Source organism: Acinetobacter sp. YH12106 (genome assembly GCF_013418995.1).
Taxonomy (GTDB): domain Bacteria; phylum Pseudomonadota; class Gammaproteobacteria; order Pseudomonadales; family Moraxellaceae; genus Acinetobacter; species Acinetobacter pseudolwoffii.
On record NZ_VPAV01000004.1, the window covers coordinates 131,314 to 156,983 of the forward strand.

The 25,670-nt window shown below is 42.3% G+C and carries 26 protein-coding genes; 16 read left to right on the forward strand and 10 right to left on the reverse strand.

Annotated elements, in window-relative coordinates; translation table 11 throughout:
- The first annotated feature begins 9 nt into the window (after positions 1-9).
- The 7 genes from FTU45_RS05825 (at position 10) to rplS (ending at position 7,154) form a co-directional block, all read left to right on the forward strand.
- Positions 10-3,963 (forward strand): pilus assembly protein, encoded by a 3,954-nt coding sequence (locus tag FTU45_RS05825; protein ID WP_180076107.1) that lies wholly within the window; start codon positions 10-12, stop codon positions 3,961-3,963.
- A 13-nt stretch (positions 3,964-3,976) separates the two neighbouring features.
- Positions 3,977-4,429: a type IV pilin protein gene (locus tag FTU45_RS05830; protein WP_179994089.1), complete on the forward strand. Its 453-nt coding sequence runs from the start codon at positions 3,977-3,979 to the stop codon at positions 4,427-4,429.
- Positions 4,423-4,860, forward strand: a complete 438-nt coding sequence (locus FTU45_RS05835; protein ID WP_180076108.1) for a type IV pilin protein — start codon at positions 4,423-4,425, stop codon at positions 4,858-4,860. Before FTU45_RS05830 ends, FTU45_RS05835 begins: the two co-directional genes overlap by 7 nt.
- 143 nt (positions 4,861-5,003) lie before the next feature.
- A complete protein-coding gene (gene rpsP / locus FTU45_RS05840; protein ID WP_180076109.1) occupies positions 5,004-5,261 on the forward strand; it encodes a 30S ribosomal protein S16 in 258 nt (85 codons plus the stop codon).
- Positions 5,262-5,279: 18 nt separating this feature from the next.
- The gene (gene rimM, locus FTU45_RS05845) at positions 5,280-5,828 is read left to right on the forward strand and encodes a ribosome maturation factor RimM (protein WP_074383613.1); all 549 of its coding nucleotides are present in this window, start codon (positions 5,280-5,282) and stop codon (positions 5,826-5,828) included.
- Between the two features lie 27 nt (positions 5,829-5,855).
- Complete coding sequence (gene trmD / locus FTU45_RS05850) at positions 5,856-6,590, forward strand: tRNA (guanosine(37)-N1)-methyltransferase TrmD (protein ID WP_004644986.1); 735 nt, start codon at positions 5,856-5,858, stop codon at positions 6,588-6,590.
- 186 nt (positions 6,591-6,776) lie between these two features.
- Entirely contained in the window at positions 6,777-7,154 is a 378-nt protein-coding gene (gene rplS, locus FTU45_RS05855) for a 50S ribosomal protein L19 (protein ID WP_005094271.1), read from the forward strand.
- A gap of 83 nt (positions 7,155-7,237) precedes the next feature.
- Here the strand turns inward: rplS and FTU45_RS05860 are convergent, their stop codons facing one another.
- From FTU45_RS05860 to FTU45_RS05875, 4 genes are all read right to left on the reverse strand, one after another.
- Positions 7,238-8,206 (reverse strand): triacylglycerol lipase, encoded by a 969-nt coding sequence (locus FTU45_RS05860; protein ID WP_180076110.1) that lies wholly within the window; start codon positions 8,204-8,206, stop codon positions 7,238-7,240.
- Positions 8,207-8,340: 134 nt separating this feature from the next.
- On the reverse strand, positions 8,341-9,312 hold the full coding sequence (locus FTU45_RS05865; RefSeq protein ID WP_180076111.1) for a triacylglycerol lipase: 972 nt from the start codon (positions 9,310-9,312) through the stop codon (positions 8,341-8,343).
- A gap of 81 nt (positions 9,313-9,393) precedes the next feature.
- Positions 9,394-10,404, reverse strand: coding sequence for a triacylglycerol lipase (locus FTU45_RS05870; RefSeq protein ID WP_005094261.1), 1,011 nt, complete (start codon positions 10,402-10,404; stop codon positions 9,394-9,396).
- 387 nt (positions 10,405-10,791) lie between these two features.
- The gene (locus FTU45_RS05875; RefSeq protein WP_180076112.1) at positions 10,792-11,820 is read right to left on the reverse strand and encodes a lipase secretion chaperone; all 1,029 of its coding nucleotides are present in this window, start codon (positions 11,818-11,820) and stop codon (positions 10,792-10,794) included.
- Positions 11,821-11,972: 152 nt separating this feature from the next.
- Here FTU45_RS05875 and truB point away from each other — a divergent pair, with 152 nt between their 5' ends.
- The 3 genes from truB to FTU45_RS05890 all read left to right on the forward strand — a co-directional run bounded on the left by truB (position 11,973) and on the right by FTU45_RS05890 (position 14,254).
- Positions 11,973-12,878: a tRNA pseudouridine(55) synthase TruB gene (gene truB, locus FTU45_RS05880; RefSeq protein ID WP_180076113.1), complete on the forward strand. Its 906-nt coding sequence runs from the start codon at positions 11,973-11,975 to the stop codon at positions 12,876-12,878.
- 14 nt (positions 12,879-12,892) lie between these two features.
- Positions 12,893-13,660: a TSUP family transporter gene (locus FTU45_RS05885; RefSeq protein WP_074383607.1), complete on the forward strand. Its 768-nt coding sequence runs from the start codon at positions 12,893-12,895 to the stop codon at positions 13,658-13,660.
- A gap of 126 nt (positions 13,661-13,786) precedes the next feature.
- The gene (locus FTU45_RS05890; protein WP_074383606.1) at positions 13,787-14,254 is read left to right on the forward strand and encodes a hemerythrin domain-containing protein; all 468 of its coding nucleotides are present in this window, start codon (positions 13,787-13,789) and stop codon (positions 14,252-14,254) included.
- Positions 14,255-14,403: 149 nt separating this feature from the next.
- Here the strand turns inward: FTU45_RS05890 and FTU45_RS05895 are convergent, their stop codons facing one another.
- Positions 14,404-15,282, reverse strand: coding sequence for a DMT family transporter (locus FTU45_RS05895; protein ID WP_180076114.1), 879 nt, complete (start codon positions 15,280-15,282; stop codon positions 14,404-14,406).
- Positions 15,283-15,592: 310 nt separating this feature from the next.
- On the opposite strand from FTU45_RS05895, the gene FTU45_RS05900 reads away from it, so the two are divergent.
- Together FTU45_RS05900 and FTU45_RS05905 are read left to right on the forward strand one after the other, a co-directional pair.
- Positions 15,593-15,871 (forward strand): hypothetical protein, encoded by a 279-nt coding sequence (locus tag FTU45_RS05900; protein WP_180001101.1) that lies wholly within the window; start codon positions 15,593-15,595, stop codon positions 15,869-15,871.
- A gap of 83 nt (positions 15,872-15,954) precedes the next feature.
- On the forward strand, positions 15,955-16,524 hold the full coding sequence (locus FTU45_RS05905; RefSeq protein WP_180076115.1) for a hypothetical protein: 570 nt from the start codon (positions 15,955-15,957) through the stop codon (positions 16,522-16,524).
- A gap of 55 nt (positions 16,525-16,579) precedes the next feature.
- Here the strand turns inward: FTU45_RS05905 and FTU45_RS05910 are convergent, their stop codons facing one another.
- Entirely contained in the window at positions 16,580-17,446 is an 867-nt protein-coding gene (locus tag FTU45_RS05910; RefSeq protein WP_005168793.1) for an EamA family transporter, read from the reverse strand.
- 115 nt (positions 17,447-17,561) lie between these two features.
- Positions 17,562-18,794 (reverse strand): phosphoglycerate dehydrogenase, encoded by a 1,233-nt coding sequence (gene serA, locus FTU45_RS05915; protein WP_005094251.1) that lies wholly within the window; start codon positions 18,792-18,794, stop codon positions 17,562-17,564.
- Positions 18,795-19,148: 354 nt separating this feature from the next.
- Here serA and FTU45_RS05920 point away from each other — a divergent pair, with 354 nt between their 5' ends.
- The 4 genes from FTU45_RS05920 to FTU45_RS05935 all read left to right on the forward strand — a co-directional run bounded on the left by FTU45_RS05920 (position 19,149) and on the right by FTU45_RS05935 (position 23,155).
- On the forward strand, positions 19,149-20,558 hold the full coding sequence (locus FTU45_RS05920) for an FAD-binding oxidoreductase (RefSeq protein WP_179999178.1): 1,410 nt from the start codon (positions 19,149-19,151) through the stop codon (positions 20,556-20,558).
- Between the two features lie 150 nt (positions 20,559-20,708).
- On the forward strand, positions 20,709-21,086 hold the full coding sequence (locus tag FTU45_RS05925; protein ID WP_005094245.1) for a hypothetical protein: 378 nt from the start codon (positions 20,709-20,711) through the stop codon (positions 21,084-21,086).
- 82 nt (positions 21,087-21,168) lie between these two features.
- Complete coding sequence (locus FTU45_RS05930) at positions 21,169-21,753, forward strand: hypothetical protein (RefSeq protein ID WP_180076116.1); 585 nt, start codon at positions 21,169-21,171, stop codon at positions 21,751-21,753.
- A 172-nt stretch (positions 21,754-21,925) separates the two neighbouring features.
- Positions 21,926-23,155, forward strand: coding sequence for an MFS transporter (locus FTU45_RS05935; RefSeq protein ID WP_005168783.1), 1,230 nt, complete (start codon positions 21,926-21,928; stop codon positions 23,153-23,155).
- A gap of 73 nt (positions 23,156-23,228) precedes the next feature.
- On the opposite strand, the gene FTU45_RS05940 is transcribed toward FTU45_RS05935, so the two are convergent.
- The 3 genes from FTU45_RS05940 to FTU45_RS05950 form a co-directional block, all read right to left on the reverse strand.
- Entirely contained in the window at positions 23,229-23,531 is a 303-nt protein-coding gene (locus tag FTU45_RS05940; protein ID WP_005094233.1) for a DUF3817 domain-containing protein, read from the reverse strand.
- A 298-nt stretch (positions 23,532-23,829) separates the two neighbouring features.
- Positions 23,830-24,372 (reverse strand): superoxide dismutase family protein, encoded by a 543-nt coding sequence (gene sodC / locus FTU45_RS05945; RefSeq protein WP_180076117.1) that lies wholly within the window; start codon positions 24,370-24,372, stop codon positions 23,830-23,832.
- A 122-nt stretch (positions 24,373-24,494) separates the two neighbouring features.
- Positions 24,495-25,625, reverse strand: coding sequence for an AI-2E family transporter (locus FTU45_RS05950; protein ID WP_373685740.1), 1,131 nt, complete (start codon positions 25,623-25,625; stop codon positions 24,495-24,497).
- Positions 25,626-25,670 lie beyond the last annotated feature (45 nt).

Below are 25,670 nucleotides of genomic sequence, written 5' to 3' on the forward strand. Positions count from 1 at the left end.
GTGATTGAAATGAATATGAAATATAAAAAACTGGTTATCGCTATCCAATCTGCAATGATAACATCGCTCATTTGTTCGGCGCTTCCAAGTTATGCAAGCGATATTGAGTTGTACAAAGGGCCTCAAACCTCACAAACCACATTGATGTTTATGATGGATGTGTCGGGAAGTATGGGTGATGAAGATCGTATTGGTAATTTAAAGCGAGGCATGATTAAATTGCTTCAAGGTGATGTGGCGAATGGAATAGAGCCTCTACCAGATAGACTTGTCACAGGGCTCTCTGAGTTTAGTTCACCTGACCGGAATGGGCCATTTGGACGTATCAAGTTGGAAGCACGTCCTTTAGGAGAAGAGACAACTTTATTGGGAAATAGACCAGTATTTCAGACTCAGCAAACATTCTCTCGTCCAGCTACTAGAACAATTACAGAATCGAGAAAATGGACTGCAACAAATCAATCTCGCACACAGTCCGGTACAAGAGTAAGAGACTGTGGGTTTTTGGGTAGTAGTTGGTGTAATCCCAGTAATTGGTCGCCAACGGGGGTGAATGATGGATGGACACCGACTACAATAAATAGTAGTAGTGGAGGAAGTTGGGGGGTAACAAATTCTCCAGACTGGACACTTATTGGTACAGCTAATGCTACAAGTGGTGTCATTAATCCTAAAGAATGTATTTCATGGAATGAATCGAGTTATAATTGTACATCTTGGGAAAGCTCAGTAAAAACAGTTGCTGATTTTAGTAATTTAACTTCAAATTCGGAAAACTCTGCTGTCGGTGTGGGGGGGGTCACTGACTCAGCTAAATCAACACCAATTGCTGGATCTCCAGAGTTTGGAAGTATAACTTCGGGGAGTGCAAATTGCTCAAGTACAAATTGTACACGGACACAATCTAGATCTGCACAAATTACAAGTACTAGAACATATACTCAAACAGGTATGGGTACATATACCGTTACAACAACGTACTATAGTACCTCTGCAAAAGAAACGCACCGAAAGAAAATGATACGGGCTGTAAATGCGTTAAATGCTAATGGTGGTACTCCAACAGGATATGCCTATGCTGAAGTGGCTGCTTATTTGATGGGGCAAACAACATCAGGAGTATTAACTGCAGGGTCTGCTTCAGGTTTCTCTGCAAGTGTGACTAATATAAGTGATCCAACAAATTACATTCGCCCATCAGCCATTAATTCAAAAACAAACACAAGAGAATATACAATTGATTCTTCAAAGCAGTGTAATACGCAAGGTATTTATTTTTTAACTGATGGTGCTCCGACTTATTATAACTCCAATGGTAATAATGTTCGAGATCAATATAAACGAAGCGTACTTGAAGATTTTATGAAGAAATCTTTAGGTGCAAAAGGGGCTAGTTTTTCTTGTAACAATGAAAGCACTTTGGGAAAATATTCATCTGGATATAGTAGTGGTTCTAATATGTCTAAACCTAATGGGTGGGATTGTATAGGGGCATATACAAATGCATTGCTTGATCCAAATTCAAATCCAGCAGGAGTGACAATTAAAACAGCTGTAGTGGGATTTGGTAGCGATTTCAGTAATAAAGCAACTTCTGATGAGAAAGATGCAGATAAGTGGGGAGAGCTTGGTTTAGGTGGAAGTTACTTGGGTAATAATGATCAAGATATTGTCACTAGTGTGATGGCATTTCTAAAAAAACTTCAAAAATACATTCCACCAGTGACTACCGGTTCCGTCACAATTCCTGTAGATAACTTAGACACGCAAAATATTCAACCATGGGGTTATTTCCCGCAGTTTGATCCACAACCAGATTCGAAAGTAAATACTTGGATTGGTAACCTAAAAAAATACGAAGTAAAAAATAGTGTTTTGTTAGATCGTGATGGTAAAAATATTATTGACTCTACAACGCAAATTAGTGTTGATGACCCGAATGATTTCTGGTCAGATAATTCAATTAAAAAAACCATTACTAAAATTAAAAGAGTGGGTACGGCAGATATTGAGGAAGATATTGAAGTTCGGGTTGGCGGCGCACTGAGTCAATTTAAATTGGGTGTGGTGGATAGTAAAGAGCGAAAAATTTTTACTGACCGCAAAATTGATGCTCAAGGTGTGGGTTCGACTATTTCTGACGATTCTAATTTAGTTCAAGTGAAGACGACTGATTTAAAAACGTTAAATGCTTCCAATAATTTTTCTAAAGATCCACAACGTGGCTATATCGCAGCGTTATTTGGTTACGATGTTGGTGCTACGATGGCAAAAACGTTGGAAACTGATACTAGTACAGCAACGCAAACCAACTTTTCAAATTATTTAACTCAAAGTAATGCAACCTTACGCCAAATGGGTGCGGTTATGCATTCAAAACCAGTGCTAATTACTCAGTCGGGTACGACAGCTTACAATGATGAAACTGGTGATTTAACCTATACAGATCGTGATGACCTAATTGTTTTTGGCACTACGCAGGGTCTACTACATATTGTCCGTGCAGGGAAAACCAGAAGTGATTCTGATGCTGGTAAAGAAGTGTTTACCTTTATGCCAAATGAGATGGTTGAAAACCAATCACAAGGATTCTTAAATCAAACTCAGCAAGGTGGTATTTTAAATTACGGCATAGATGGTCAATGGACGGCTTATACAGAATATGTCACAAAAAGTACGAGTACTGCCTATGCGCCAGAAGTTACTGTAAAAGGCGGTAAACAGTGGTTGTATGGTGGCTTAAGAATGGGAGGAAGCAGTTATTACGCTCTTGATTTATCAGATGTTACATCGAGCGGTGGCACACCTAAATTAAAGTTTAAAATTGATCCTGCAAATTCAACTAATTCTGCAATACGATACATGGGGCAAAGTTGGTCTAAACCAACATTAACTTGGGTAAATTGGCAGGGTGAGCGTAAACTTGTCATGCTTGTTGGTGGTGGTTATGACAATGTGGCTTATGAAAGTAGTATTAATTACAGCCCATCATCAAGTATTGATAAAGGCGCAGGCGTGTATATGTTTGATGCTGATGACGGTTCATTACTTTGGTGGTCTAGTGCGAATGTTGGATCAAATTCAACACAGAATAATGCAACCTATGCAGAAAACATGAAACGTAGTGTTGTTAGTCAAATTAAAGCGATTGATCGTAATAACGATGGTTTAGCAGATCATTTATATTTTGGAGATTTAGGCGGTCAAGTATGGCGTGTTGATTTGAATGCTTCTAGTAAGGCAGGTGACACAGAGAATTTTGCTAATCGAGCAGTACGTATTTTAGATATGTCAGCAGCCACTAAAGTTCCACGTTTTTATTCAACTCCAACATTTACAATTCACAACTCTGTTAATGGTTATTTTGGTGTTTTGACTATTGGGTCGGGTAATTTAAGTTACCCTATGTCTGCCGAAAATCAGAATGATGCTTTATATGTTGTTTATGATAAAGATGTGACCAAACGGAACTTATCTGTTTTAAAAGATAGTGAATTAAGCACAATCGATGTGTCACCATCAGGGCAAGCTGGTAAACAACTGGTTGCAAATGCAAATGGTAATACTGGCGTGTCACTATCAAATGGTGGATGGTATTACACGTTACCTTCAAAAAATCGTATTTTGAATGATAACGTTGCTATCGATAATGATTTGTATATTAGCGTTTTTGATTCAACTGTTGATATATCTGATGTCGATTGTGTGGGTGGCGTGCGAGGAAAAAGTATTGCGCAACAATATTGTCTTCCATTTGGTCAGTGTCTGAAAAAAGATGCGTCAGGTAATAATGTTTCAGAAAACCGTCCGGATGATATTGAATTAGGTCGAGGAAATATTGGTATTAGTTTTGGTGGTATTGACAAAAAACGTGGATTAGTACTTAACTTGCCGACAGATAAGCCATTAAAGTCGTATCAAGGTAAAACGAAGTTCATTTCACAACGTTGGTACGAACGTTAATTAGGGGGATTCAATGAATAAAGAAAATGGATTCACTCTGATTGAGCTTATGGTTGTGGTGGTAATCCTTGCGATTATTGCTGCAATCGCTTTACCAAGTTACCAAAGTTATGTGCGGAAAAGTACCGAAAGTAAAGTGCAGCAAGAAATTCTTAAAGTTGCAGAACAACTTGAAAATTATCGTGCTCGAAATTTTAACTACCGAAATTTTGCTGCCAACTCTGTGCAAATGCCTGATGGATATAGTTTAGATATCTATGATATTGATGACACTTCAAAAACTTTGACTTCGGGCGTGCAGGGGCGAGGTTGGTATATTAAAGTCACACCCCCAGGTGATCCCAAGGATTATTACTTCTTAATGGGAAGTAATGGCTTAAAATGTAAGTCGCATTTAGCAAGTGATGTTGATTTTAAATGTGAGCCATGGGATGAAACAGGACCGAGTGGAAGTCAATCATGGTAAAAAATAAAAATGGTTTTACTTTAATTGAGTTGCTTATTGTTGTGGCAATTATTGGTATTTTAGCTGCAATAGCCTATCCAGCTTATACACAGTATGTAATCAAATCCAACCGGATTGATGTGCAAACAGAATTGGCGAGAGTCGCTTCAGTGTTGCAGCGTTATAAAATGTTGAATTCAACCTATTTAAAAGCTGGGCAACCCTTAACGTTATCGGATTTGGGAATTTCACCAGATTATCCAAATTCAGCAAAAAAGTTATATGAGTTAGAAATTTCAAATGTCTCTGCTGGTACTTGGACCTTAACGGCAACACCTGAAGGAGCACAAGTGGGGAATGGAGAAGTAGTGTTGAATCATAATAATCAAAAGTGCTGGACAAAAGGTTCCTCATGTACTCCTTCTGCCACTTCTAACTGGGACGGCAAATAATCCAAATTCAAAACTGTGGATAAACAAAAAATGATCTTTCATTCAGGGCAAATATCACGTAAAATATTGCCCTCTATGAAAGGGGTTTGAGCTGTATCGATGGTCGGTGCAGGGATAATCCGTAAAAACTATAAGGTTCTATCATGGTTGTTATTCGTCTTACTCGCGGTGGTGCTAAAAAACGTCCGTTCTATCAAATCGTTGTAACTGATAGCCGTAATGCACGTGACGGTCGTTTCATCGAACGTATCGGTTTCTTCAACCCGACAGCTCAAGGTAAAGCAGAAAAACTTCGTTTAGATGCTGACCGTTTTGCTCACTGGGTTTCTCAAGGTGCTCAACCTTCAGATCGCGTTGCTTCTTTAGCTGCTCAAGCTAAAAAAGCTGCAGCTGCTGTTTAATATGGTAGTAGATTGCCCATGACACCAACACAGAATGTTCCCGAAGATCGTATTCAGATTGGACAGCTACGTTCAGCATATGGATTAAATGGGTGGCTCTGGGTCTATTCCAATACAGAACCCATGAGCAACATATTTGACTATCTGCCTTGGTACATTGAGACCAAAGCAGGTTGGCAAATTGTCGATGTAAAACGTTGGAAACCACATGGTAAAGGCCTGGTTGTTTCGCTTAAAGGTGTGAGTGATCGCACTGGGGCAGACCAACTGGTTGGCACCAATGTCTGGATTGCTAAATCGCAACTACCTCAAGCGGGTGTAGATGAATATTATTGGTCTGATTTAAAGGGTCTAACAGTGTTAGGTCTGAATGATGAGGATCAAGAAATTAATCTCGGTCAAATTTTTGAACTGTTTGAAACAGGTGCCAATGATGTGATGGTGGTTCGCGCAACTGCCGACAGTATCGATGGCGAAGAGCGCATGATTCCATGGCATAAAGATGTGGTACAACGCGTTGATCTTGAAGCTGGTCGTATTTACGTCAATTGGGGCGTAGACTACTAACACTTTTTGGAAATAAGGGAGTCTGCGATGTTTTTTGCAGTCATTACGCTTTTTCCTGAAATGTTTGAAGCGATTACAGCCTACGGTATTAGCGGGCGCGCAGCAAAACGTGATTTGATGCAAATTCATTGCATTAATCCTCGCGATTTTGCGACGGGCAACTACAAACGGGTGGATGAACGTCCATTCGGTGGTGGTCCGGGTATGGTGATGATGGCGGAGCCTTTGGCACAAGCAATCCACCGTGCCAAAGAGCTTGCAAATGAAGCAGGCGCAGTTCAGGTTCCTGTGGTGTATATGTCACCGCAAGGAAAAACCTTAAACGAAACTGCAGTACAAGACTTCGTTCAATATGACGGATTGATTGTACTGTGTGGGCGTTATGAGGGGGTCGATGAACGTTTGATCCAGCAATATGTTGATCAGGAATGGTCAATTGGTGATTATGTTTTGTCGGGTGGTGAACTGCCAGCGATGGTTTTATTAGACAGTATTATCCGGAGGCTTCCGGGGGCGATGTCTGATGAACAATCCCATGTGCAAGACTCCTTTGTGGATGGTCTGTTAGACTGCCCACAATATACCAAGCCTGACCAGTTTGAAGGTTTGGATGTGCCTGAGGTACTTAAATCAGGTCATCATGCAAACATTGAAAAATGGCGGTTTTTGCAGCGTTATCAGCGAACACTTGAACGTCGACCTGAACTGGTCGAACAAGTAGAATTGACCAAGCAGCAAAAAAAATGGCTGAAAGATTTGTAAGACATTGCTGAGAAATTGGTGCTGTCTTCGAAAACGGTACTTAAATTGAGTTTAAGTATTCTTTAATAGGCTCTTTAAAGTTGAGATGGTCAACTTTAAAGGGAAAGATAATCGGGTCTATGCGCTTTAGCCTCTAGCCCCCGCGATGATCAGACCTCTTCTGACTCGCATTATTGGAGATACCCCATGAGCGGTAAGCATCCTTTAGTTCAAGTAATTGAAAATGCACAATTGAAACAAGACATCCCTGCTTTCGCACCAGGTGATACAGTGATTGTTTCTGTAAAAGTTAAAGAGGGCGACCGTGAGCGTCTTCAGGCTTTTGAAGGTGTTGTAATTGCGAAGAAAAACCGTGGTTTGAACTCTGCGTTCACAGTACGTAAAATTTCTAGCGGTGTTGGTGTTGAGCGTGTATTCCAAACTCACTCTCCAATCGTAGCTAAAGTTGAAGTGAAACGTCGTGGTGATGTTCGTCGCGCTAAACTTTACTACCTACGCGAATTGTCTGGTAAAGCTGCACGTATCCGTGAAAAATTACCAGCTCGTAAAGTTAAAGCTTCTTAAGTTTAGGCTCAAGTTAAGTTTTATCTCGAGTTTAAAAATGCGCCTTTGGGCGCATTTTTTATATCCTAATATTGATATAAGAACTATAAGCCTTGCAGTTTCAATCGATTGGCATGTTGGCGATACACATCGACCGGGTCAGGGGCAAAGATGCTTTTCAGGCCCAAGACCATATTGACTTCATCTAAGTGATTCCAGTTGTAGTTATCACGAATGGTTTTACCAAATTTGGCACTACAGCGAGAGACCAGACCATCATTGTCCTTGCCACCATCAATCAGCAGGCTGGTGACTTTCAAAGCAGAGTCAGGATCGAGAATATTGGTGACTGTGCCGGTGCCGGTAAATGAATAGTTATAAATATTATTCTGTTTATAGGCACCTTCGCCACAGGTCGTGCTTGACATTCCCAGCGGATATTTCTGATTAAATTGTGCCGATCCTGCCAGTGTCAGACTGCGACCACCTGCAAGAGAATCATGCGGGAAGCTGTTTGGATCCAGTCCTTGGGCCCAGGTGATGGCTTTAGACACCAGATTAATCCCACCGACCAAAGGGCCTTGTAGTGGCGTATCTTCTGCCTGAAGAATCAGATCTGCAACTGGTGAGCCTTTATGCGGCGCACCGACCGTAGTCAGAGAGGCAACCAGTTGAGGTGCTACACCAGCGACATAACGAATCGTGGGACCACCATGAGAATGACCAATCAGATTGACTTTAGATGCGCCTGTAATCGCCCGAATTTCCTTCACTTGTTCTAAGAGTTGTTCACCGCGAATTTCTGATGAGTTAAACGGCGATACTCGGGTTGCCCAGACATTGCCACCATTGCGGGCCAGATCCGGTAAAATCTGATACCAGTAATCCAGACCAAACTGATCTGTTCCGACCCGGATAAAGCCTGCCATCCCGTGTGCAAACACGATGGGATATTGGGTCTTGGCATAGTGTGAGCTGGCTTTCGCTGTGACCTGACTGGCTTGAGTGGATGCCTGAGCCGTGACACATGTGCCAGCCAGCAGCAGACTGGTGATGAATAAGCCGTATTTCATATATTTTCCTCATTTTTGTTGTTTTGACAGGATGATTCTTATCCTGCTTTGTCAAATGACCCACCCGAAACGGGCGAGTTAGGTTTTAAGTTGCTGTATTTAAAAATTATGATTGATGGATAACATTGAATGATTTATAAGCCTTGCAGTTTGAGCCGGTTGGCATGTTGGCGATAGAGTGCAATCGGGTCTTGGGCAAAAGGCCCTAAAATGCCGAAGAACTGGTTCACTTCATCGAAATGATTGTGGGCATAGTCTTGACGAATGATCTGACCATAACGTCCACTACATAAAGGTAGAGCGCCATCATTGGCTTCACCTTTCAAGAAAGTCCCGCCTAAACTGACAATAGTCGATTCAATGATATCCAGAGGATTGGTGGCTTGCCGGTTGCCCATCCAAGAGTAATGATGAATGCCATTGGCTGTGATCTTCATGCCTTGGGTCTGACAGTCTTCAGGAATCGCAGCAGAACCGTATTTTATATTGAAGGCTCGAATGTCTTCAGGATGCATGGCACTTAAGGCGGCTGTGATATTTACGGGATATTGATTTGCTGTTACCAGATTCATACTGTAGCCCAGAATTGTTCCAATGGCATGAATCAGCGGTTCTAGTAAAGGTGTCTGGCTGGCATTGACAAAAACAGGTGTGCCTCTCATCGCACCTGCAATTGCGGTCAGTGAAGCCACTTTGGCAGGTGCAACAGCTTCAATATATTGAATGGTTGGTCCACCTTGACTATGTCCAATCAGATTGACTTTAGCTTTACCCGTCAGTGCAAGAACTTCGTCAATTTGTAGTAACAGCTGTTCACCACGTAGTTCATTGGATGCAACCGCAGATAATTCCGTGGAAAATACACGCGCACCATGACGGGCTAAATCTTGCGGGATCTGATACCAATAATCTAAACCGATGTTATCGGTTCCAATGCGGTTAAAGCCCAGACCGAAGCCATGGACAAAGATGAGCGGATAATGGGTTTTGGCGTAGCTGGATATAGCGAATTTGGGTGTATATTCAATCAATGGACTCTGCTTGGCATAAGCCAAGGAACAACTGAATCCAATAAATAGACTGAATACCAGGCTTATTATTTTCATTATTCTATCTCTGCTTCATCCGGGGAAATGATGACCGCTTATATAGCAAAGCCTTTATCAATCCCGATAAAGGCGAGCAGCTTACAAACCTTGCAGCTTTAAGCGATTGGCATGCTGACGGTATAAAGTCACCGGATCTGGGGCGAATAGACCTTTCAAGCCAAACATCATGTTGGCAAGATCGGTATGGTTGAGTTTGTAATTGTCATTAATCACTTTGCCCATATAAGCACTACAACGTGCGACCATACCATCATTGTTTTTATTGCCATAAGACAGTGGGCCCAGTTGCATTAAAATCGTATCAATGTCTAAGGCATTGGTGGCTTGTGCCACACCTGTCCATGAATAGTAATAAATACCTTTAGAATCTTTAGGTTTGAGGTTTTTATTACAGTTCTCAGTTGCTGCTAAAACGCCGTCTTTGACTGCTTCTTTTGCAACAGTTGCATTAAAGTTTTTTGATTCTGTTTGGGTTAATGATTTCATCGATGCATCAAAATCGATTTCTAATTCAGGTTTAAGCTGAGCGAGTGCAATTAAAGGTCCCACAATATAGTCACCTAAAATATTAAACGCGGTGCGGCTTAAACTATTGCTTTGAATATCGTCAGCAACTTTAGAACCATGATAGGTACCAGCAACGCCTGTAATCGATGCCAGATATTCTGGTTTAGTGGCAGCGACATAGAGCACGGTTGGCCCGCCATGAGAGTGACCAATCAGGTTGACTTTGTGTTTGCCGGTGATTGCTATTACATCTTCAACCTGGCTGATCAGCTGTTCACCGCGATGTGCTGTCTTATTTGCCGGAGACAACTGTGCAGCAAAGACGGTAGAACCATTGCGTGCCATATCCGGTAGAATCTGATACCAGTAATCCAGCCCGATGCTGTCGGTGCCAATGCGTGACCAGCCTAGCCAGCCATGTACCATCAGAATAGGATATTTGGTTTTGGCATAATCAGATCTGGCCTTTTCAGTGACCTGTGTCGCACTTGCCGCAGCATGGGCCTGTGCAGAAAAGCTTAATCCCAGAGTTGTTGCTAAAGTCACAGTCAGTAACTGTGCTGTCTTGCTGAAAGTACGCATAAGCATCCCTTTTTAATTTTATCGTTATTAAAGCAATCATTGCTTTTCTAGAGTGTTATAAGCCACAAAAGCAGACTTTGGACCATACAGTTTTGGCCTTCTATGGCTGAGCAATTTTTCTTTTGAGTAGCGGTATTTTTTCACTTCAACGCGCTAAAACCATGTCATTTTAGGACACGACAGAGAGAAGAGATTTACATTGTAAGAATATGTTTTATTTACGGCTGTATTTAAATTTTAAGTTGTTGAAATACAAAACACTCATTACGGTTATTTTGTGTAAACAAGAAATATTTAGAAACAAAGTTAGGGCGGGAGATATGAAGGTATAAAGCTTTCGATATGAGGATCATAAAAAAAGCCATCAACAGGTGATGGCTTTTAGGCTTAATTCGCAAAGGGCAACTTGCCGCCTTGATCATGAATCTGTTCAAAGGTTTCGACCCGCAGCTGGTCATTCGGCTGTTGAAAACGTTGCTGGCGCAGCTTCTCGACGGCTTGCTGTTTGGCGCTGTCACTCATGCCACTTTGCATGATGCTATCCCGTTCATTGAGATACGTCGTGACACTGGATTTCCAGCTAGCACGTTCGCCATCCAGTTGCTCCAGACGTTGCGTGGCTTCAGGGCCGACCAGGTTTAATCGCATTTGACGAATCTCTACATTTGAGCCACCACGCGCTTTAATGTCTGCGCTGAGTTTGCGTAAATCTTCGAGTTTATTCAGTTGTTCCAGATTTTCCTGCCAGTCTTGTGGTAATTGTTCAAACAGATTTTTGAGCTTCTGGGCTTTTTCAGACTCGCTTAAGCTGTTGTCTGCCAGCACGGCCATACGGTCAAGCGTATATTCATGATAGGTGTCTTCGGTACCAAATAAACCTTCAATTTCATAATTAGAAAAATATTGTTTACGCAAATTCTGGGTGCTGCTATAGATGCTGCGGTAATAGGCCGGATCTTCCTGATCGAGGCCTGTCGGTGCAGTCAGTTGGCCTAAACCTTGACGATACTGAATATAGCGATCCCATAAATCCAGAATTTGTGAGAGAGCGGGTTCTTTATGATTCTGGCGAATGTAAGTTTTAAAATCCTGTTGAATCTGCGCCAGATTTTTTTCACCAAACTGGGTAATAAAATATTCAAAACAGTTTCGAGTCTGTTCATTGACAGTCAGACGGTTACTCGCATCCAGCTGCATCTGGCAATTGATTTCGGTATCTTGCTGGCTGGCACTGGAAAATGCTGCATTGGCAGGGTTGGTCATACTTAATGCGGCAGGTTCGCCGCGGCGTTCACTAAGAGATGATTGGCCAATAGTCTCTGTCTGTGATTCATTCTGAGGAGATAACCAGAGCATCAGGGTGATAAAGCACAGCACCACCAGAGCCAGAATGATCCATATCTTGTATTTCTGCATATCCTATGCACCTGTTTTTTCGGTTTCATTATTTTTAGAGTTTTGATTCGGCTCAATATGCCATAAAAATCATCAGATACCATAGAAAAGTTGTAAATCATCGCACAGGGTTTTACCATGGCGCCAATTTATAAAATGTCTGATTTTTTGCCATGAAAGCATCATCTCCTAAAATTCAGCGTCGTCATCTTAGTGGTGTCTTCCTTTTGAATAAACCCTTGGGCATTAGTTCCAATGCTGCATTGCAAAAAGTTCGCTGGTTGTATCGTGCGCAAAAAGCAGGCCATACCGGGGCACTGGATCCTCTGGCATCCGGCTTGTTGCCGATATGTTTAGGTGAGGCGACCAAGTTTTCGCATTATTTATTAGATTCAGTCAAGCGTTATCAAACGACGGTCTTTCTTGGACATAGCACCACCACCGGCGATGTCGAAGGCGAAGTCTTATTAGAAAAAGCGGTTCCTGAACTTTCGGAAGCGTTGATTCAAGAAATCTTGACACAGTTTATCGGTGATATCCAGCAAGTGCCACCGATGTATTCGGCGCTGAAAAAAGAAGGCCGTCCTTTATACGAACTGGCACGTAAGGGCATCGAGATTGAACGTGAAGCGCGCCCGATTAGCATTCTGGCCATTGAGTTTTTATCCTTTACTGAAAATAGCATCACGCTGGATATTACCTGCTCTAAAGGGACTTATATCCGGGTACTCGGTGAAGATATTGCCAAAGCCTTGGGTACTTACGGCCATCTGACCTATTTACACCGCATTAAAACCGGTCATTTTGATTTGATCCCGAGTTATACCATTGAATATCTGGAAAGCCTGAGTGAAGACGAGCGTGATAGGTTGTTATTGCCGGCTTATGCGCCGGTGCAACATTTCCCGCAAGTCCAAGTGCCAGAAGGGCGGGCAGAATATTTTAGCCGTGGCATGGAAAGTAATATCGAGCACGATGCAGCTGAACAGGTCTTGGTTTTTGATGGTGAAAAATGTTTAGGCCTGGCGGAAATTAGTGATAAAAAACGCCTGGTGCCAAAACGCGTCTTAAACCTCTAAGCAAGGTCTGAAATATGGATATTGAGATCATCATCAGTCTGATTGTCTTTGCATTTTTTGCAGGGGCAATTGATGCTGCCGTAGGCGGTGGTGGTCTGATCCAGATTCCGGCAATTATGGGCAGTCTGCCGCATTTACAGCCGGCTACCGTATTTGGTACCAACAAACTGGCCTCGATTTTTGGTACTGGCTCTGCGGCATTTTCCTATTTGCGTCAGGTAAAACTGCCGTGGTTGCTCTTGGGCGTGATTGCAGCTTGCAGTTTCATCAGCTCGTTTATGGGTGCGGCCAGTGTCACCTTGATTCCGGTCGAAATCCTCAAACCTTTTGTATTGATCATGCTGATTGTCATCGCGATTTATACCGTGATGAAAAAGCAGTTTGGTCAGGTGCATGTTCAGCAAAAGCTCACCAAGAAAATGTTGGCATTGGCAGTTTTGGGCAGTCTGGCCATCGGATTTTATGACGGAATTTTCGGGCCGGGCACGGGCAGTTTCTTTATTTTCTTTTTCATTCGTTATTTAAGTGTCGATTTTTTACATGCTTCAGCTTTATCTAAAATTGCCAATTTCACCACCAATCTGGCAGCGTTAACTTTCTTTATTCCCAGCGGCAATGTGCTATTTATGGTCGGGGCGATGATGGCGGTGGCCAATATCTGTGGTTCCTTGCTGGGTGTCAAATTAGCCTTTAAATATGGCAGTGGCTTTATCCGGATTTTATTCCTGATTCTGGTCAGTTTACTGATTTGCCGGATGGCCTATCAGATGTTTTTTATATAAGAATAGATGTAAACCATTCTCAATATTAAAGTTTTTTATACAATTTGTACTTATAAAACCTCCTGAACCCATGCCATTTTCTTTCTATGATGTAAAAAGGCAGGGCGAAAACAGGAGAAAAATTAGATGACCACCATTTTTGAAGCATTAAGAGAAAGTCATGAAATTCAGCGTGATCTTGCAGAAAAATTACTACAAACTTCAGGGGATACAGCAGAACGTCGTGAGCTGTTCAAACAACTCAAGAATGAATTATTTGCCCATGAAGCGGCTGAAGACCGTTATTTCTATATCCCCCTGATGATGACTGATTCGGGCTTGAATATTACTCGGCATGCCTTGGCCGAACATCATGAAATGGACGAGATGATTGAAGAGCTGACTGCAACAGAATTGAGTAATCCGGGCTGGATTGCAATTGCCAAAAAGCTTTCCGAAAAAGTGCATCACCACTTAAAAGAAGAGGAACATGGTTTCTTCCAGCAAGCAGGAAAAATTCTCGGTGAAGAGCAAAAGACCGCTTTAGCAGCGCAGTACAAGACTGAATATCAACGTTATAAAGACATGAAAAAAGATATGCTGGTACAAAGCTAAATTTTAACTTCAAATCAAATAAATAAAAAAGATGGCGATACAGCCGTCTTTTTTATCCGGATTCATTTCTCCGAGGTATTTCTCCCAAAGGAAGCAAGCACAAGAATGAATGAAAACCTTGAGTCAGTTGTCCTGATTCCAACCAAGCTTTATGCATTCCGTTCTGCAGCTCCTTGACGCGCGGCACCTACTGTCACACCGACAGAGGCCAGCATAATACACACCAGAGCGACCGCTTGCAGTACCGTGATTTTCTCACCCAATAACAGAAAACCGGTCAAAGCTGCTAAAGCCGGAGAGAGGCTGGACAGGGTGCCATAGCTCATTTTGTTTAAATGCTGTAAGGCTTTTAAATCGAGGGCATAAGGAATCGCGGTGGCCAGAATTGCAATCACAATGGCCTTGCCCCAATGTTGTGTATCAATCAATGCGGGCGCGTTGTTGTAGAGACCGATCGGCAGCAGACACAATGCTGAAATACTGATGGCAATGGTCAGTGCATGCATGCCGATATTCTGCTGAACCACACGTTGGCCAAAGAAAATATACAGCGCCCAGCAGAAACCTGCCCCCAAGGCACAAGCTGCGCCCAACAGGTCAAAATTACTGCTATTGGCCTGTCCCCATGGCACCATCAGCGCGATGCCCAAAATGGCCATCAATACCCAGATATAATCACTACGGTGTTTAATCGACAGTAGAGCCAGGCCCAAAGGGCCAATAAACTCCAGACCTACCGCAATGCCCTGCGGTAAACGACCAAGTGACAGATAGAATAAAATATTCATGACCCCTAAAGCCGCACTATAGCAGAGTAAATCCCGCCATTTTAAAAAAGGCAAACGTGAAATTATTTTCCAAGAGCGGAACATGACGCAGACAATGATTGCAGCAAAACAGAGTCTTAAAATGGTGACAGTAATCGGATCCAGTACACTAAACAGCTGTTTGGCAAAAGATGCACTGATCTGGTACGAAGTCATGGACAAGACCATGAAGAATACGGCAAGAAGTTGGGCGTTTGGCATGGAAGCAGCTTCTACCCAGAGCGGGTGAAAATGAGAAATAGAAAGAAATGAAATTATAGCAAACTGGTTGATTTTTGCTGAGTAGGCCAGAGCAATATTTTGTGAATGCAACTTAAGTTTGGAGATAATCAATTTACATTTTAGCTCAATCAAATATGTGAAGTTTTAAATTCAAAATTAAACTTACCTCAGGTGTGGTTACAAATTAATCAATTTTTAATTTGATCTTATTTTTATATTTATTAAAATATCTTAGATCCCAATTCGGGGCAGCATTAAAATAACAATGAAAATAATAAGGTAGATAATAATGAAATTACGAATACTTTCTTGCGCCATTTTGGGCTGTATGCTTGCAGCATGTGGTAGCTCTGATAATTCGGATAATAATACACCAGTCCCTAGCCAACCGGCTCCGACCAATCCTGGTAATCCGAACAATCCTGGAACCCCGGGTGATGGAGCATCAGACACAGTGTCGGAATTCTACAACTATCAGTTCAACTTGCCGAATGCTGATGCAGCAGACATGGAGTCGAAAAAACTTCTATTGGCCAGTCATAAAAATAAAATTACTGACGGCATATAGAGTGGTACGACCTGTCAGGAAAAGCATTAACTGAACGTACCAATATTGCTGTGGTGAAAATGTATGAGGATGCTGCAACCAGAGTGTTATTTAATAGTGATAATACGACAGCCGCTGACCGTAAATATTATAATGAGTTTGCAGCCAATTTTATTGATTTGCAGAAGGCGCGCACATTCCCGAATGGATCTAAATGTTTCCGTCTTCAGGCTGAACATCCGGAAGAAGAATATATTGAATTTGATCCGGAAACAAAAACTGACTATCGCACGCTGGCTGATTGGCAGGCACAAACGTCTGTCCAGGAGCTGGCAAAAACTATTCGAGATGGCACCATGGCTGGCTTGAAATATAAAAAGGCAGAATATAAAGATGCTGCTATGCAATATTACAAATATTTTGGTGCGATCGAATATCAAGGAGGAATTTATAACAGTGCGTTCTCGGAACATGGAGAACATATTGATCACAACGATTATGTTGCCCAATCACGAAAAGTGGCTTTAGACAAATTAAAGGAAAATGATGCCAGTCCTTTAATGATCAAATGGACAGAATACACTTATGATCAGCTTGCTTTTGCATGTGATGGCTATAGTGTGACAGCAGCCACTGTATTAAATACGGCGATTAAAGACGCAACACCACGTTAAAATGATTCTAATAAAGGTATTTTAAATAAAGGCGCTTAAGCGCCTTTATTTTTATTCAATGTTTTCGTCTTTGACTGGTCACCGTACAGCCAATTGAAGCACTAATAATCGTGGTCAGTGCCAGCCATTGTGTCCACAATAAAGTTTCACCCAAGAAGATAAAACCAGAGAGTGCTGCGATTGCAGGTTCCAGACTCATCAAAGTACCAAAACTCAAGGCGGTTAAATTTCGCAGGGCAATCATTTCCAGGGTAAAAGGCAGGGCGCTGGCCAGCACAGCCAGAGCCATGAAATATAACAGGCTGATGGGTTCAAAGGTATGCGCAGGAATGCCAGCAAAAAGTGCAATTGGCATCAGTACCAGCATCCCGACCAACATGCCCAAGCACACGGTATGGTTGCCGGAAACCCCGGAAGGCTTTTGCCCAGCGACGATGTATAGCGCCCAACAGGCACCCGCACTTAGGGCAAATAGAATCCCGACCGGATCAAGTGGCTGTGCAGCCTGATCAAAGGGAAACAGCAGAATCAGGCCTAAAATCGCCAATCCGACCCAGACAAAATCAAATTTTTGCCGCGCATAAAACAGCGCCACACTTAAAGGGCCAATGAATTCAAAAGCAACCGCAATGCCCAGCGGCAAGCGATCAATAGACAGATAAAACAGCAGGTTCATACCTGCCAGGGCCAGACCATAACTGAGAATGGCCGGCCACTTGATCTGTCTGAAATGAATTTGCCAAATTTTAAAAATCAATGCCAAAATTACAGCACCCAAAAGCAGACGCATGGCTGAAACGGTCAGAATGGGAAACTGACCGAACAGATATTTGGCAAAGGAGCCACTGCTTTGCATACTGATCATCGCGATCAGGAGAATCAGTGGCGCTTGTACAATAGGTGCAATTTTAAAATTCAGCATAACTTAATAGGTTTCGATTTCTCGAAGAGCGGAAGAACAGTAAAGGCTGAAAAATAAAAACCTTAAAAAACAAAAAACCACAGCCCGAAAGCTGTGGTTTTTGCATATCGTTAAATTAGAACAGTACGCGTACGCGGATTGTTCCTTCAACTTCATGTAGGGTATCGAGTGCTTCTTTAGATGCAGTCGCGTCTACATCCATCACTAGGTAGCCGACATCACCTTTGGTCATTAAAGACTGGCCAGAGATGTTAATACCGTGTTCAGCAAACAGGTTGTTGATCTTAGAAAGAACGCCCGGCATGTTTTTATGAATGTGCAGTAAACGGTGTTTACCTTCAGTCAATGGCAGTGCGATTTCTGGGAAGTTCACTGCAGATAAAGTCATACCTTTATCTGAATAAGCAACGAATTTCTCAGCAACTTCCAGACCGATGTTGGCTTGTGCCTCCATGGTCGAACCACCCACGTGCGGAGTCAGGATCACGTTTGGAAGGTTACGCAGTGGAGAAACGAATTCTTCACCATTGGCTTTCGGCTCTTTCGGGAATACGTCTACTGCAGCACCAGCAATGTGACCAGACTTGATCGCATCTGCCAGATCTTCAATCACAACACATGTACCACGTGCTGCGTTCAGGAAGATTGCACCTTCTTTCATTTGCGCAAACTGTTCTTTGCCAAAGAAATTACGGGTAGATGGCAGATCCGGAACATGTAGAGTAACCACATCTGCATTGGCAAGTAATTCGCCCATAGAGCCGACTTGACGTGCATTACCTAAAGGTAGTTTTGTGACTGCATCATAGTAGGTTACTTTCATGCCTAGGCTTTCAGCCAGTACAGAAAGTTGTGAACCGATTGAACCGTAACCTACGATACCTAAAGTTTTACCACGTGTTTCGAATGAACCGACAGCCGATTTGTTCCAGCCACCTGCATGTGTATCTGTTGATTTTTCAGGTACACGGCGCAGAAGAAGAATAGTTTCTGCCAATACCAGTTCAGCAACCGAACGGGTATTTGAGTAAGGGGCGTTAAATACCGGAATACCGCGACGCATCGCAGCATCAAGGTTCACCTGGTTGGTCCCGATACAGAAACAACCTACTGCAATCAGTTTGTTCGCAGCTTCAAATACTTCTTCAGTCAGTTGAGTACGGGAACGAATACCGACGAAGTGAGCATCTTTAATCGCTTCTTTCAACGCTTCGCCTTCGAGCGCTGTTTTACGATAGTCGATGTTGGTGTATCCAGCTGCATTCAATGTATCGATTGCGTTCTGGTGAACGCCTTCTAACAATAGAAAACGGATTTTATCTTTAGGTAGAGATAGATGTTGGCTCATTACGGCTCCGCTACAAAGGCCAAATTTAGTCGCGGTATAATAGCACAGGAAAAGGGCGGTTATACATTTCCTTGATGACAGTCACCTCAGGTATTTTGAGCAGATATATGATCAATGCTTATAATTCTGGTTGAATTAAATCTGTATTTTCAAAGGTATATTATCAAAATTGTCATTTTTCGCGGGAAACCCCAAAAAATAGCTTATAATATTGCGCCATGCTGTTTAAGCTCCCATTTTTGGTGCTTTAATCATCATGTTTCGCCTGATTTGTATACAGGCTTTTATGCCTAAAAAATATGCAAATAAACCAGCGAAGTCTCTCTTGTTTAAATCATGCTAGGTCTGCAAACGATGAATGCTCCAGTCGCTTTAACCCCTGAGTTATTGACCCAATTGACGGCAATTTTGGGTGAAAACCGTATTAAAACCGATACGGACAGCCTCCAGAATTGGGGTCGTGATCATACGAAACACTTTGATCCAAACCCATCGGTCATCGTTTTTCCTTCGACGACTGAACAGGTTCAAGACATCGTAAAATTGGCAAACCAGTTTAATGTTGCAGTCACCCCATCAGGCGGTCGTACGGGTCTGTCTGCAGGTGCAGTTGCAGCCAATGGCGAGATTGTGGTGAGCATGGACAAGATGAACCAGATTCTGGAATTCTTCCCGGCAGACCGGATGGTTCGCGTGCAGGCAGGCGTGGTGACTGAACAGTTGCAAAACTATGCTTCCGATCAGGGTATGTATTATCCTGTTGACTTTGCTTCTGCGGGCTCAAGCCAGATTGGCGGGAACATCGGCACCAATGCCGGTGGTATTAAAGTCATTAAATACGGCATGACCCGTAACTGGATACTTGGCCTGACGGTGGTGACCGGTAAAGGTGATGTATTGCGTCTGAACAAAGGCATGATCAAGAATGCCACCGGTTATGCGCTGCAACACTTGTTCATCGGTGGTGAGGGTACGCTGGGTCTGGTGACTGAAGCAGAAATCAAGCTTGAACGTCAACCGCAAGACCTGCAAGTGATGGTACTGGGTGTACCTGATTTTGATGCAATCATGCCGTTATTGCATGCTTTCCAGGCGAAAATTGATTTAACAGCATTTGAGTTCTTTGGTGAACTGGCAATGCAAAAAGTATTGGCCAATGGTCATGTACAACGTCCATTTGAAACTGAATGTCCATTCTATGTTTTGCTTGAGTTTGAAGCGCCGTTTGAGCCGATTATGGACAAGGCGATGGAAATTTTTGAGCATTGTATGGAACAAGGTTGGGTACTGGACGGCGTTCTGAGCCAAAGTCTGGACCAAGTCGAAAGCTTATGGCGTTTACGCGAAGACATCTCTGAGTCAATCGCACCGTTTATTCCATACAAAAATGATATTTCAGTATTGATCACGCACGTTCCTGCATTTATTAAAGAAATTGATGCAATTGTTGCAGAGAACTACCCAGACTTTGAAATTTGCTGGTTCGGTCATATTGGTGACGGTAACTTGCATTTGAACATCTTAAAACCAGCGGATTTAAGCAAGGATGAATTCTTCGCTAAATGTCAGGTAGTAAACAAGTATGTCTTTGACACCGTGAAAAAATATGATGGTTCAATTTCAGCCGAACATGGCGTAGGGATGACCAAGAAGCCATACCTTGAATATTCACGTTCTGCGGAAGAAATCGAATATATGAAAGCCCTGAAACAAGTGTTCGATCCAAATGGTATTATGAACCCGGGTAAATTATTTGATCTTTAATCTGATCGGATTTTAAAAGTTTACAAAAGCGCATCGCAAGTTGCGCTTTTTTTATTGCTGTGTAAATGGGGTTACATAGTCTAAATAGCGTTAAGCTGAAAAGCGCGGCATGATAAATTTGTATAATAAGGATAATCTGGGTTAAACGATATGTTACGGTTATTGGCGGTTACAGCTTTAGGTCTGGGTATGATGATGTCGGGTTGTACCACTACCCAGCAGGTGATTGCAAAAGTGCAGTCTTCTTCGGATACACCTTTGGATCAGGTACTTAAAATGAGGCCTGATTTACGTAATGAACTGGCAACAGTCGAGATTCGTCAGTTTTTTAATAATGTGGAGTCACCCACCGTTGGGCAGGTGAAAGTGACTGAAACAGGTTTGTTGGATGATTCGGTCAAATCAGTTCAGACCATTTATCATTTCAAAAAAGAACAGAAAAGCTGGAAAATGCAGAATGCTGAAAAGTTATATCAGTGTGCACGTGGTTCAAATACCAGAAACTTCCAGAAAGCAGCCTGCCCATAATAGTGTTTGATCTTTAGTCAGAATTTGGTTAAAAGCGTATCTTAGTGATGCGCTTTTTGCTTTTGGGAAGAGGGGGGAGTTGATGGACTCAAATATATCAGCCGCTACAATTGGCGTGATTGGAGGATTTTTAGCTTCACTCTTATTATTCTATCTAAATAGGTTTTACACCAATTACGATAAAAGAAAATCAGAAAAAATCCTACGAGAAAAATTATTGTATCGTGAGAAAGATAGTGAATTAGAGGCAGATCAAAATTTTATTTTTTCTTTACCTGACTTGAAAAGAGAAGTGTATTTAAACTGTCATATCAATTGGGATAGCGAAATTGCTCTTAATATGATGAAAGGTAATGAAGACTTAATCTGGTTTTTAAGATTCTGTTGGCTGAGCTTAGTAAAATTTTTTCCTCAAGACCATTTTTCAACAGAAGGATATGTTAATTATATTGATAAATTTATCATGGATAGGGCTAACTATCATTACTCTAGATTAGACTGTAGTGACCCATTAAAAAGTGGAAGTATTTCAAAAATAAAGTTAGGATCTTCGATAGCAAAAGATATTGATCAACTAATTATAGACTTAGTAGAACAAATTCTTCATTTTGAAAATCCTAGAAAAGAAAAATGGTTTCAAGAGTGGAACTCAGTAGAGTCTATTTGATTTTTATAAATTATTAGAATATAGATGAATAATGTATCCTCCATTGATTTGTTTTGAGTAGGTCATTAAAAAAGAGAACGGACTTAAAAACAGGACTCTGCTAAAATTTCCTCTTTCTATTTTAGACAAAGTTTAGCCTGCTTAAACGAGCAGGGTGACAATAAAAACTCCCATGCAAAACATCCAAACCCAAAAACTGACCCGTGCCACACTCATGTTCCCGCTGGCACTGGTTCTGTTTGAATTTTCCGTCTATATCTGTAATGACCTGATCCAACCAGCCATGCTATCGATTACCCGTGATTTTGGGGTAAGCAGTTCATGGGCGCCATCCTCCATGTCCTTTTTCCTGTTGGGTGGGGCATTTGTTGCAGCGATTTTGGGGCCATTGTCCGATCGTCTTGGACGTAAAACCGTACTCTTGGGCGGCGTGGCATTTTTCACAATTAGCTGTCTGGCAATTTTACTAACACCCAATATCGAAAGCTTTTTATTCCTGCGTTTCTTACAAGGCTTTGGACTGTCCTTTATTACCGCCGTAGGTTATGCCGCCATTCAGGAAAGCTTCGAAGAGCGCGATGCCATCAAAGTCATGGCACTCATGGCCAATGTTTCTTTACTGGCGCCATTGCTCGGGCCGGTACTGGGTGCCTTTATGATTGATCATATTTCCTGGCATTGGGGCTTTATCGGCATTGCATTTCTGTCATTTTTAAGCTGGTTTGGCCTGAAAGCCAAAATGCCAAACCTGAAAGTCAGTGTTCCGAAGCAGCCGTTTAGCTATATTCTGGATGACTTTAAACAGGTTTTAAAAAATAAACGCTTTGTGATTATGACCGCGGCACTACCTTTGGTCAGCCTGCCGTTGATGTTATGGATTGCCTTATCGCCTGTAATTCTGGTCGAGCAGTTTGGATTCAGCAGCGTGCAATATGGTCTGGCGCAGTTTCCGGTTTTGGGCGGCTTGATTATCGGTAATCTGGTTTTGCTAAAAATCATCGACAAAATGCCGCTGGGGAAAACTGTACTCTTGGGTGTGCCATTGATGCTGTTTGGTACAGGCTTATTAATACTCGGTCTGTTTATTCCAGATTATTTTGTGCATTGCCTGATTATCGGCACCACCTGTATCAGCCTTGGTGAAGGCGTAAGTTTCTCGGTGCTGTACCGTTTTGCACTGATGTCTTCTGAAGTGTCCAAAGGTACGGTGGCTGCTACGGTTTCGATTATCCTGATGCTTAGCTTTTTCGTGGTGATTGAAGCAGTTCGAATGGCTTATGAAGCCTATGATATTTGGGCCTATTGCATCGCATCTTTTATTTTGATTGCATTGTGGTTTACTTTGCCGCGTCTGAGCTTAAAGCAGATTATTTCTGAGCGGAAGGTGAGAGGGGAGTTTTAAAGCTCCTCCTTTTATAAAGTAAGGCTATACCCTCTCTCTAACTCTCTCTCAGAGGGAGAGAGGATTTTAATATCTATTGAAGCTCAGCGACTGGCTGCTCTAGTTTCTTTAATTTCAGATCAAACAAAAATGGCCCAAATGGCAAAATTGAAGCGATCAGGCCCATCAAAAACATGCTGAGCGACCATTTTTGCTTTTCACAGACCGCAAATAACACCACTAAAAACAGCACAAATAGTACGCCATGCCCCATACCAACATATTTCACTAAGATCGGATTATCCATCATGTATTTCACGGGCATCGCGATAAATAAAAGTAGCAGAAATGAAATCCCTTCAAACAAACCGACCAGACGTAAAGTTTTGATGTTCATAAGACATACTGATTTAATTAAATTAACCCTGAGTGTACCCAATATAAATTGAAGATTAAATCTTAAAAATAAAAATATATTCAATATTTATAATGAGTTATAACCGAGTAAAGCAGTTGGTTATTGAGTTTCGCGATATTGTTATTGATGGCATAACTGCAAAAAAAAACTTTAAGTTTTCCGGCAATAAACTGATCTATAGTAAAAAAGTTATTTAGATGCCAACTCTAAAGAAAATTTCATGAAAAAAGACGAGCAGATTGCCCGTCTTTTTCTTTTTATATCTACATTAATCTGTTTAGATCACACCACATGCAATGCGGTCGCCACCACCACCTAATGGTAAGGGGGTGTCAGAATAGTTGTCGCCGCCGGCATGAACCATAATGGCACGACCCTGAAGATCCGCCAGTTTCAAACGTGGTGCAAGCAGGGTGACACGGGCAGTACCGTCAGTATTGACTTTTAATGCAGGCAAATCACCGAGGTGACCGGTCACCGGCGTACCATGATTGGGTGACTGGTTCGGATTGTAATGACTACCGGCAGCCAGTGCTGCACCCATCTTGCCATCTTTCATGGCGGGTGCACATGAACCATTTTCGTGAATATGGAAACCTCGCTCACCGGCAGGGAGCTGTTTCAGGTTGGTACGTATCACCAGACCGGCTGGACTGTCACTGAGTAATACGGTGCCAATCTCTTGACCTATCCCCTCAGCGGTTACTGCATTTACAGTCACGGCTCTGACCAGTTCATTCGATGGAGAAGTCGAGGCGCAACCTGTGAAAAGTGCAGCACTGAGCGCACAAAGTGTCGTAATTTTAAACAATGAAGACATGGTATTGGCATCCTGATCTTTATTCTGTTTTGTAAATCTATTGAAACAGAGCAAGATCAGAAGCTCTATATAGAATCAGTACTTAAATGTTTTGTTTTGTTTAAGTCGACTCAATTTGTGCTTTAAGGTGCTTTGGGCGGTGTGTCTTCGGTCTGCGGATCGATGTCATGTGCCATGGTGGCTTTAGGCATCATTAAGGGTTCATTCAAATTACTTTCATGTAACCATTCACGCCAAATTGCCAGCAAGACTGCAAGAATCACTGGACCAATGAAGACGCCGACCAGACCAAAACTGGCAATACCGCCCAGAACACCAAACATAATCAACAGGAATGGAATTTGTGTTGCGCCAGAAATCACCAGTGGACGAATTACGTTGTCGGCCGTACTGACAATACAGACACCCCAAGCCATCACCCCAATCGCCTCAATCGTCTGTCCCTGTGAAAAGAGCCACAGTGATACTGCGCTATAAGCCACCGGTGGGCCAAAAGGAATCAGAGCGAAAATAAAGGTCACAATGGTCAAGACCATCGGATTTGGCACACCCGCGACAAAATAACTCAGACCTGCCAATAAAGACTGGGCAATTGCAGTCAAACCAACGCCATAGACCACCGCACGTGTAGTGGCAGAAATGGTAGAAAAATAATGATGCACACGTGGCCCGACCACCATCTCAAAAGCTTTACGCACCTGATTTAAAATGGTCTGACCATCACGGTAGAAAAAGAACAGCGAAAGTATCGCAAAACACAATTTAAAGATATTTTTACTGACTTCATTCAATACCACTTTGCCGTAATTCAGATGACCTTGAATCCAGCTCGAGATCGATAGCGCGATACTGTTTGGATCGGTATTGATTTCATTTAAAGTTCGGCTAATTTCCTTGCCGATAATCGGAAGGCCACGAATAAAATCCGGTACATCCAGATGACCGGAAAAGACCTGTCGCTGCAATTCAAAATACAGATTACGACCTTCATGCTGCAACATAAAAATGGCGAAGATAAATGGCAGACCAAACACCAGAATCACGGCCAGAATCATCATGGTGGCACTCAGCGTTGGCCGATTGCCGCATAGGCGTAACACCGACTGATACAAGGGCCAAGTCATATAGGCGATAATCGCTGCCCAAACTACAGGGATGATGAAATATTTGAGTATATGAAAACTCAAAAAAATCAGGATAAAGAACAATCCAAATAATAAGACTTTTTGTAATGTAGGCGCGTACTGTTGCACTGAATTTAATGGCTCATTTTTTAGGTCGTGTTCAGGCATATTAAC

What these genes read in the sequence shown, in the direction of transcription:
- FTU45_RS05825 (WP_180076107.1), top strand. Translation starts at nt 10, where the DNA reads ATGAATATGAAATATAAAAAACTGGTTATCGCTATCCAATCTGCAATG.
- FTU45_RS05830 (WP_179994089.1), top strand. Translation starts at nt 3,977, where the DNA reads ATGAATAAAGAAAATGGATTCACTCTGATTGAGCTTATGGTTGTGGTG.
- FTU45_RS05835 (WP_180076108.1), top strand. Translation starts at nt 4,423, where the DNA reads ATGGTAAAAAATAAAAATGGTTTTACTTTAATTGAGTTGCTTATTGTT.
- rpsP (WP_180076109.1), top strand. Translation starts at nt 5,004, where the DNA reads ATGGTTGTTATTCGTCTTACTCGCGGTGGTGCTAAAAAACGTCCGTTC.
- rimM (WP_074383613.1), top strand. Translation starts at nt 5,280, where the DNA reads ATGACACCAACACAGAATGTTCCCGAAGATCGTATTCAGATTGGACAG.
- trmD (WP_004644986.1), top strand. Translation starts at nt 5,856, where the DNA reads ATGTTTTTTGCAGTCATTACGCTTTTTCCTGAAATGTTTGAAGCGATT.
- rplS (WP_005094271.1), top strand. Translation starts at nt 6,777, where the DNA reads ATGAGCGGTAAGCATCCTTTAGTTCAAGTAATTGAAAATGCACAATTG.
- FTU45_RS05860 (WP_180076110.1), bottom strand. Translation starts at nt 8,206, where the DNA reads ATGAAATACGGCTTATTCATCACCAGTCTGCTGCTGGCTGGCACATGT.
- FTU45_RS05865 (WP_180076111.1), bottom strand. Translation starts at nt 9,312, where the DNA reads ATGAAAATAATAAGCCTGGTATTCAGTCTATTTATTGGATTCAGTTGT.
- FTU45_RS05870 (WP_005094261.1), bottom strand. Translation starts at nt 10,404, where the DNA reads ATGCGTACTTTCAGCAAGACAGCACAGTTACTGACTGTGACTTTAGCA.
- FTU45_RS05875 (WP_180076112.1), bottom strand. Translation starts at nt 11,820, where the DNA reads ATGCAGAAATACAAGATATGGATCATTCTGGCTCTGGTGGTGCTGTGC.
- truB (WP_180076113.1), top strand. Translation starts at nt 11,973, where the DNA reads ATGAAAGCATCATCTCCTAAAATTCAGCGTCGTCATCTTAGTGGTGTC.
- FTU45_RS05885 (WP_074383607.1), top strand. Translation starts at nt 12,893, where the DNA reads ATGGATATTGAGATCATCATCAGTCTGATTGTCTTTGCATTTTTTGCA.
- FTU45_RS05890 (WP_074383606.1), top strand. Translation starts at nt 13,787, where the DNA reads ATGACCACCATTTTTGAAGCATTAAGAGAAAGTCATGAAATTCAGCGT.
- FTU45_RS05895 (WP_180076114.1), bottom strand. Translation starts at nt 15,282, where the DNA reads ATGCCAAACGCCCAACTTCTTGCCGTATTCTTCATGGTCTTGTCCATG.
- FTU45_RS05900 (WP_180001101.1), top strand. Translation starts at nt 15,593, where the DNA reads ATGAAATTACGAATACTTTCTTGCGCCATTTTGGGCTGTATGCTTGCA.
- FTU45_RS05910 (WP_005168793.1), bottom strand. Translation starts at nt 17,446, where the DNA reads ATGCTGAATTTTAAAATTGCACCTATTGTACAAGCGCCACTGATTCTC.
- serA (WP_005094251.1), bottom strand. Translation starts at nt 18,794, where the DNA reads ATGAGCCAACATCTATCTCTACCTAAAGATAAAATCCGTTTTCTATTG.
- FTU45_RS05920 (WP_179999178.1), top strand. Translation starts at nt 19,149, where the DNA reads ATGAATGCTCCAGTCGCTTTAACCCCTGAGTTATTGACCCAATTGACG.
- FTU45_RS05925 (WP_005094245.1), top strand. Translation starts at nt 20,709, where the DNA reads ATGTTACGGTTATTGGCGGTTACAGCTTTAGGTCTGGGTATGATGATG.
- FTU45_RS05930 (WP_180076116.1), top strand. Translation starts at nt 21,169, where the DNA reads ATGGACTCAAATATATCAGCCGCTACAATTGGCGTGATTGGAGGATTT.
- FTU45_RS05935 (WP_005168783.1), top strand. Translation starts at nt 21,926, where the DNA reads ATGCAAAACATCCAAACCCAAAAACTGACCCGTGCCACACTCATGTTC.
- FTU45_RS05940 (WP_005094233.1), bottom strand. Translation starts at nt 23,531, where the DNA reads ATGAACATCAAAACTTTACGTCTGGTCGGTTTGTTTGAAGGGATTTCA.
- sodC (WP_180076117.1), bottom strand. Translation starts at nt 24,372, where the DNA reads ATGTCTTCATTGTTTAAAATTACGACACTTTGTGCGCTCAGTGCTGCA.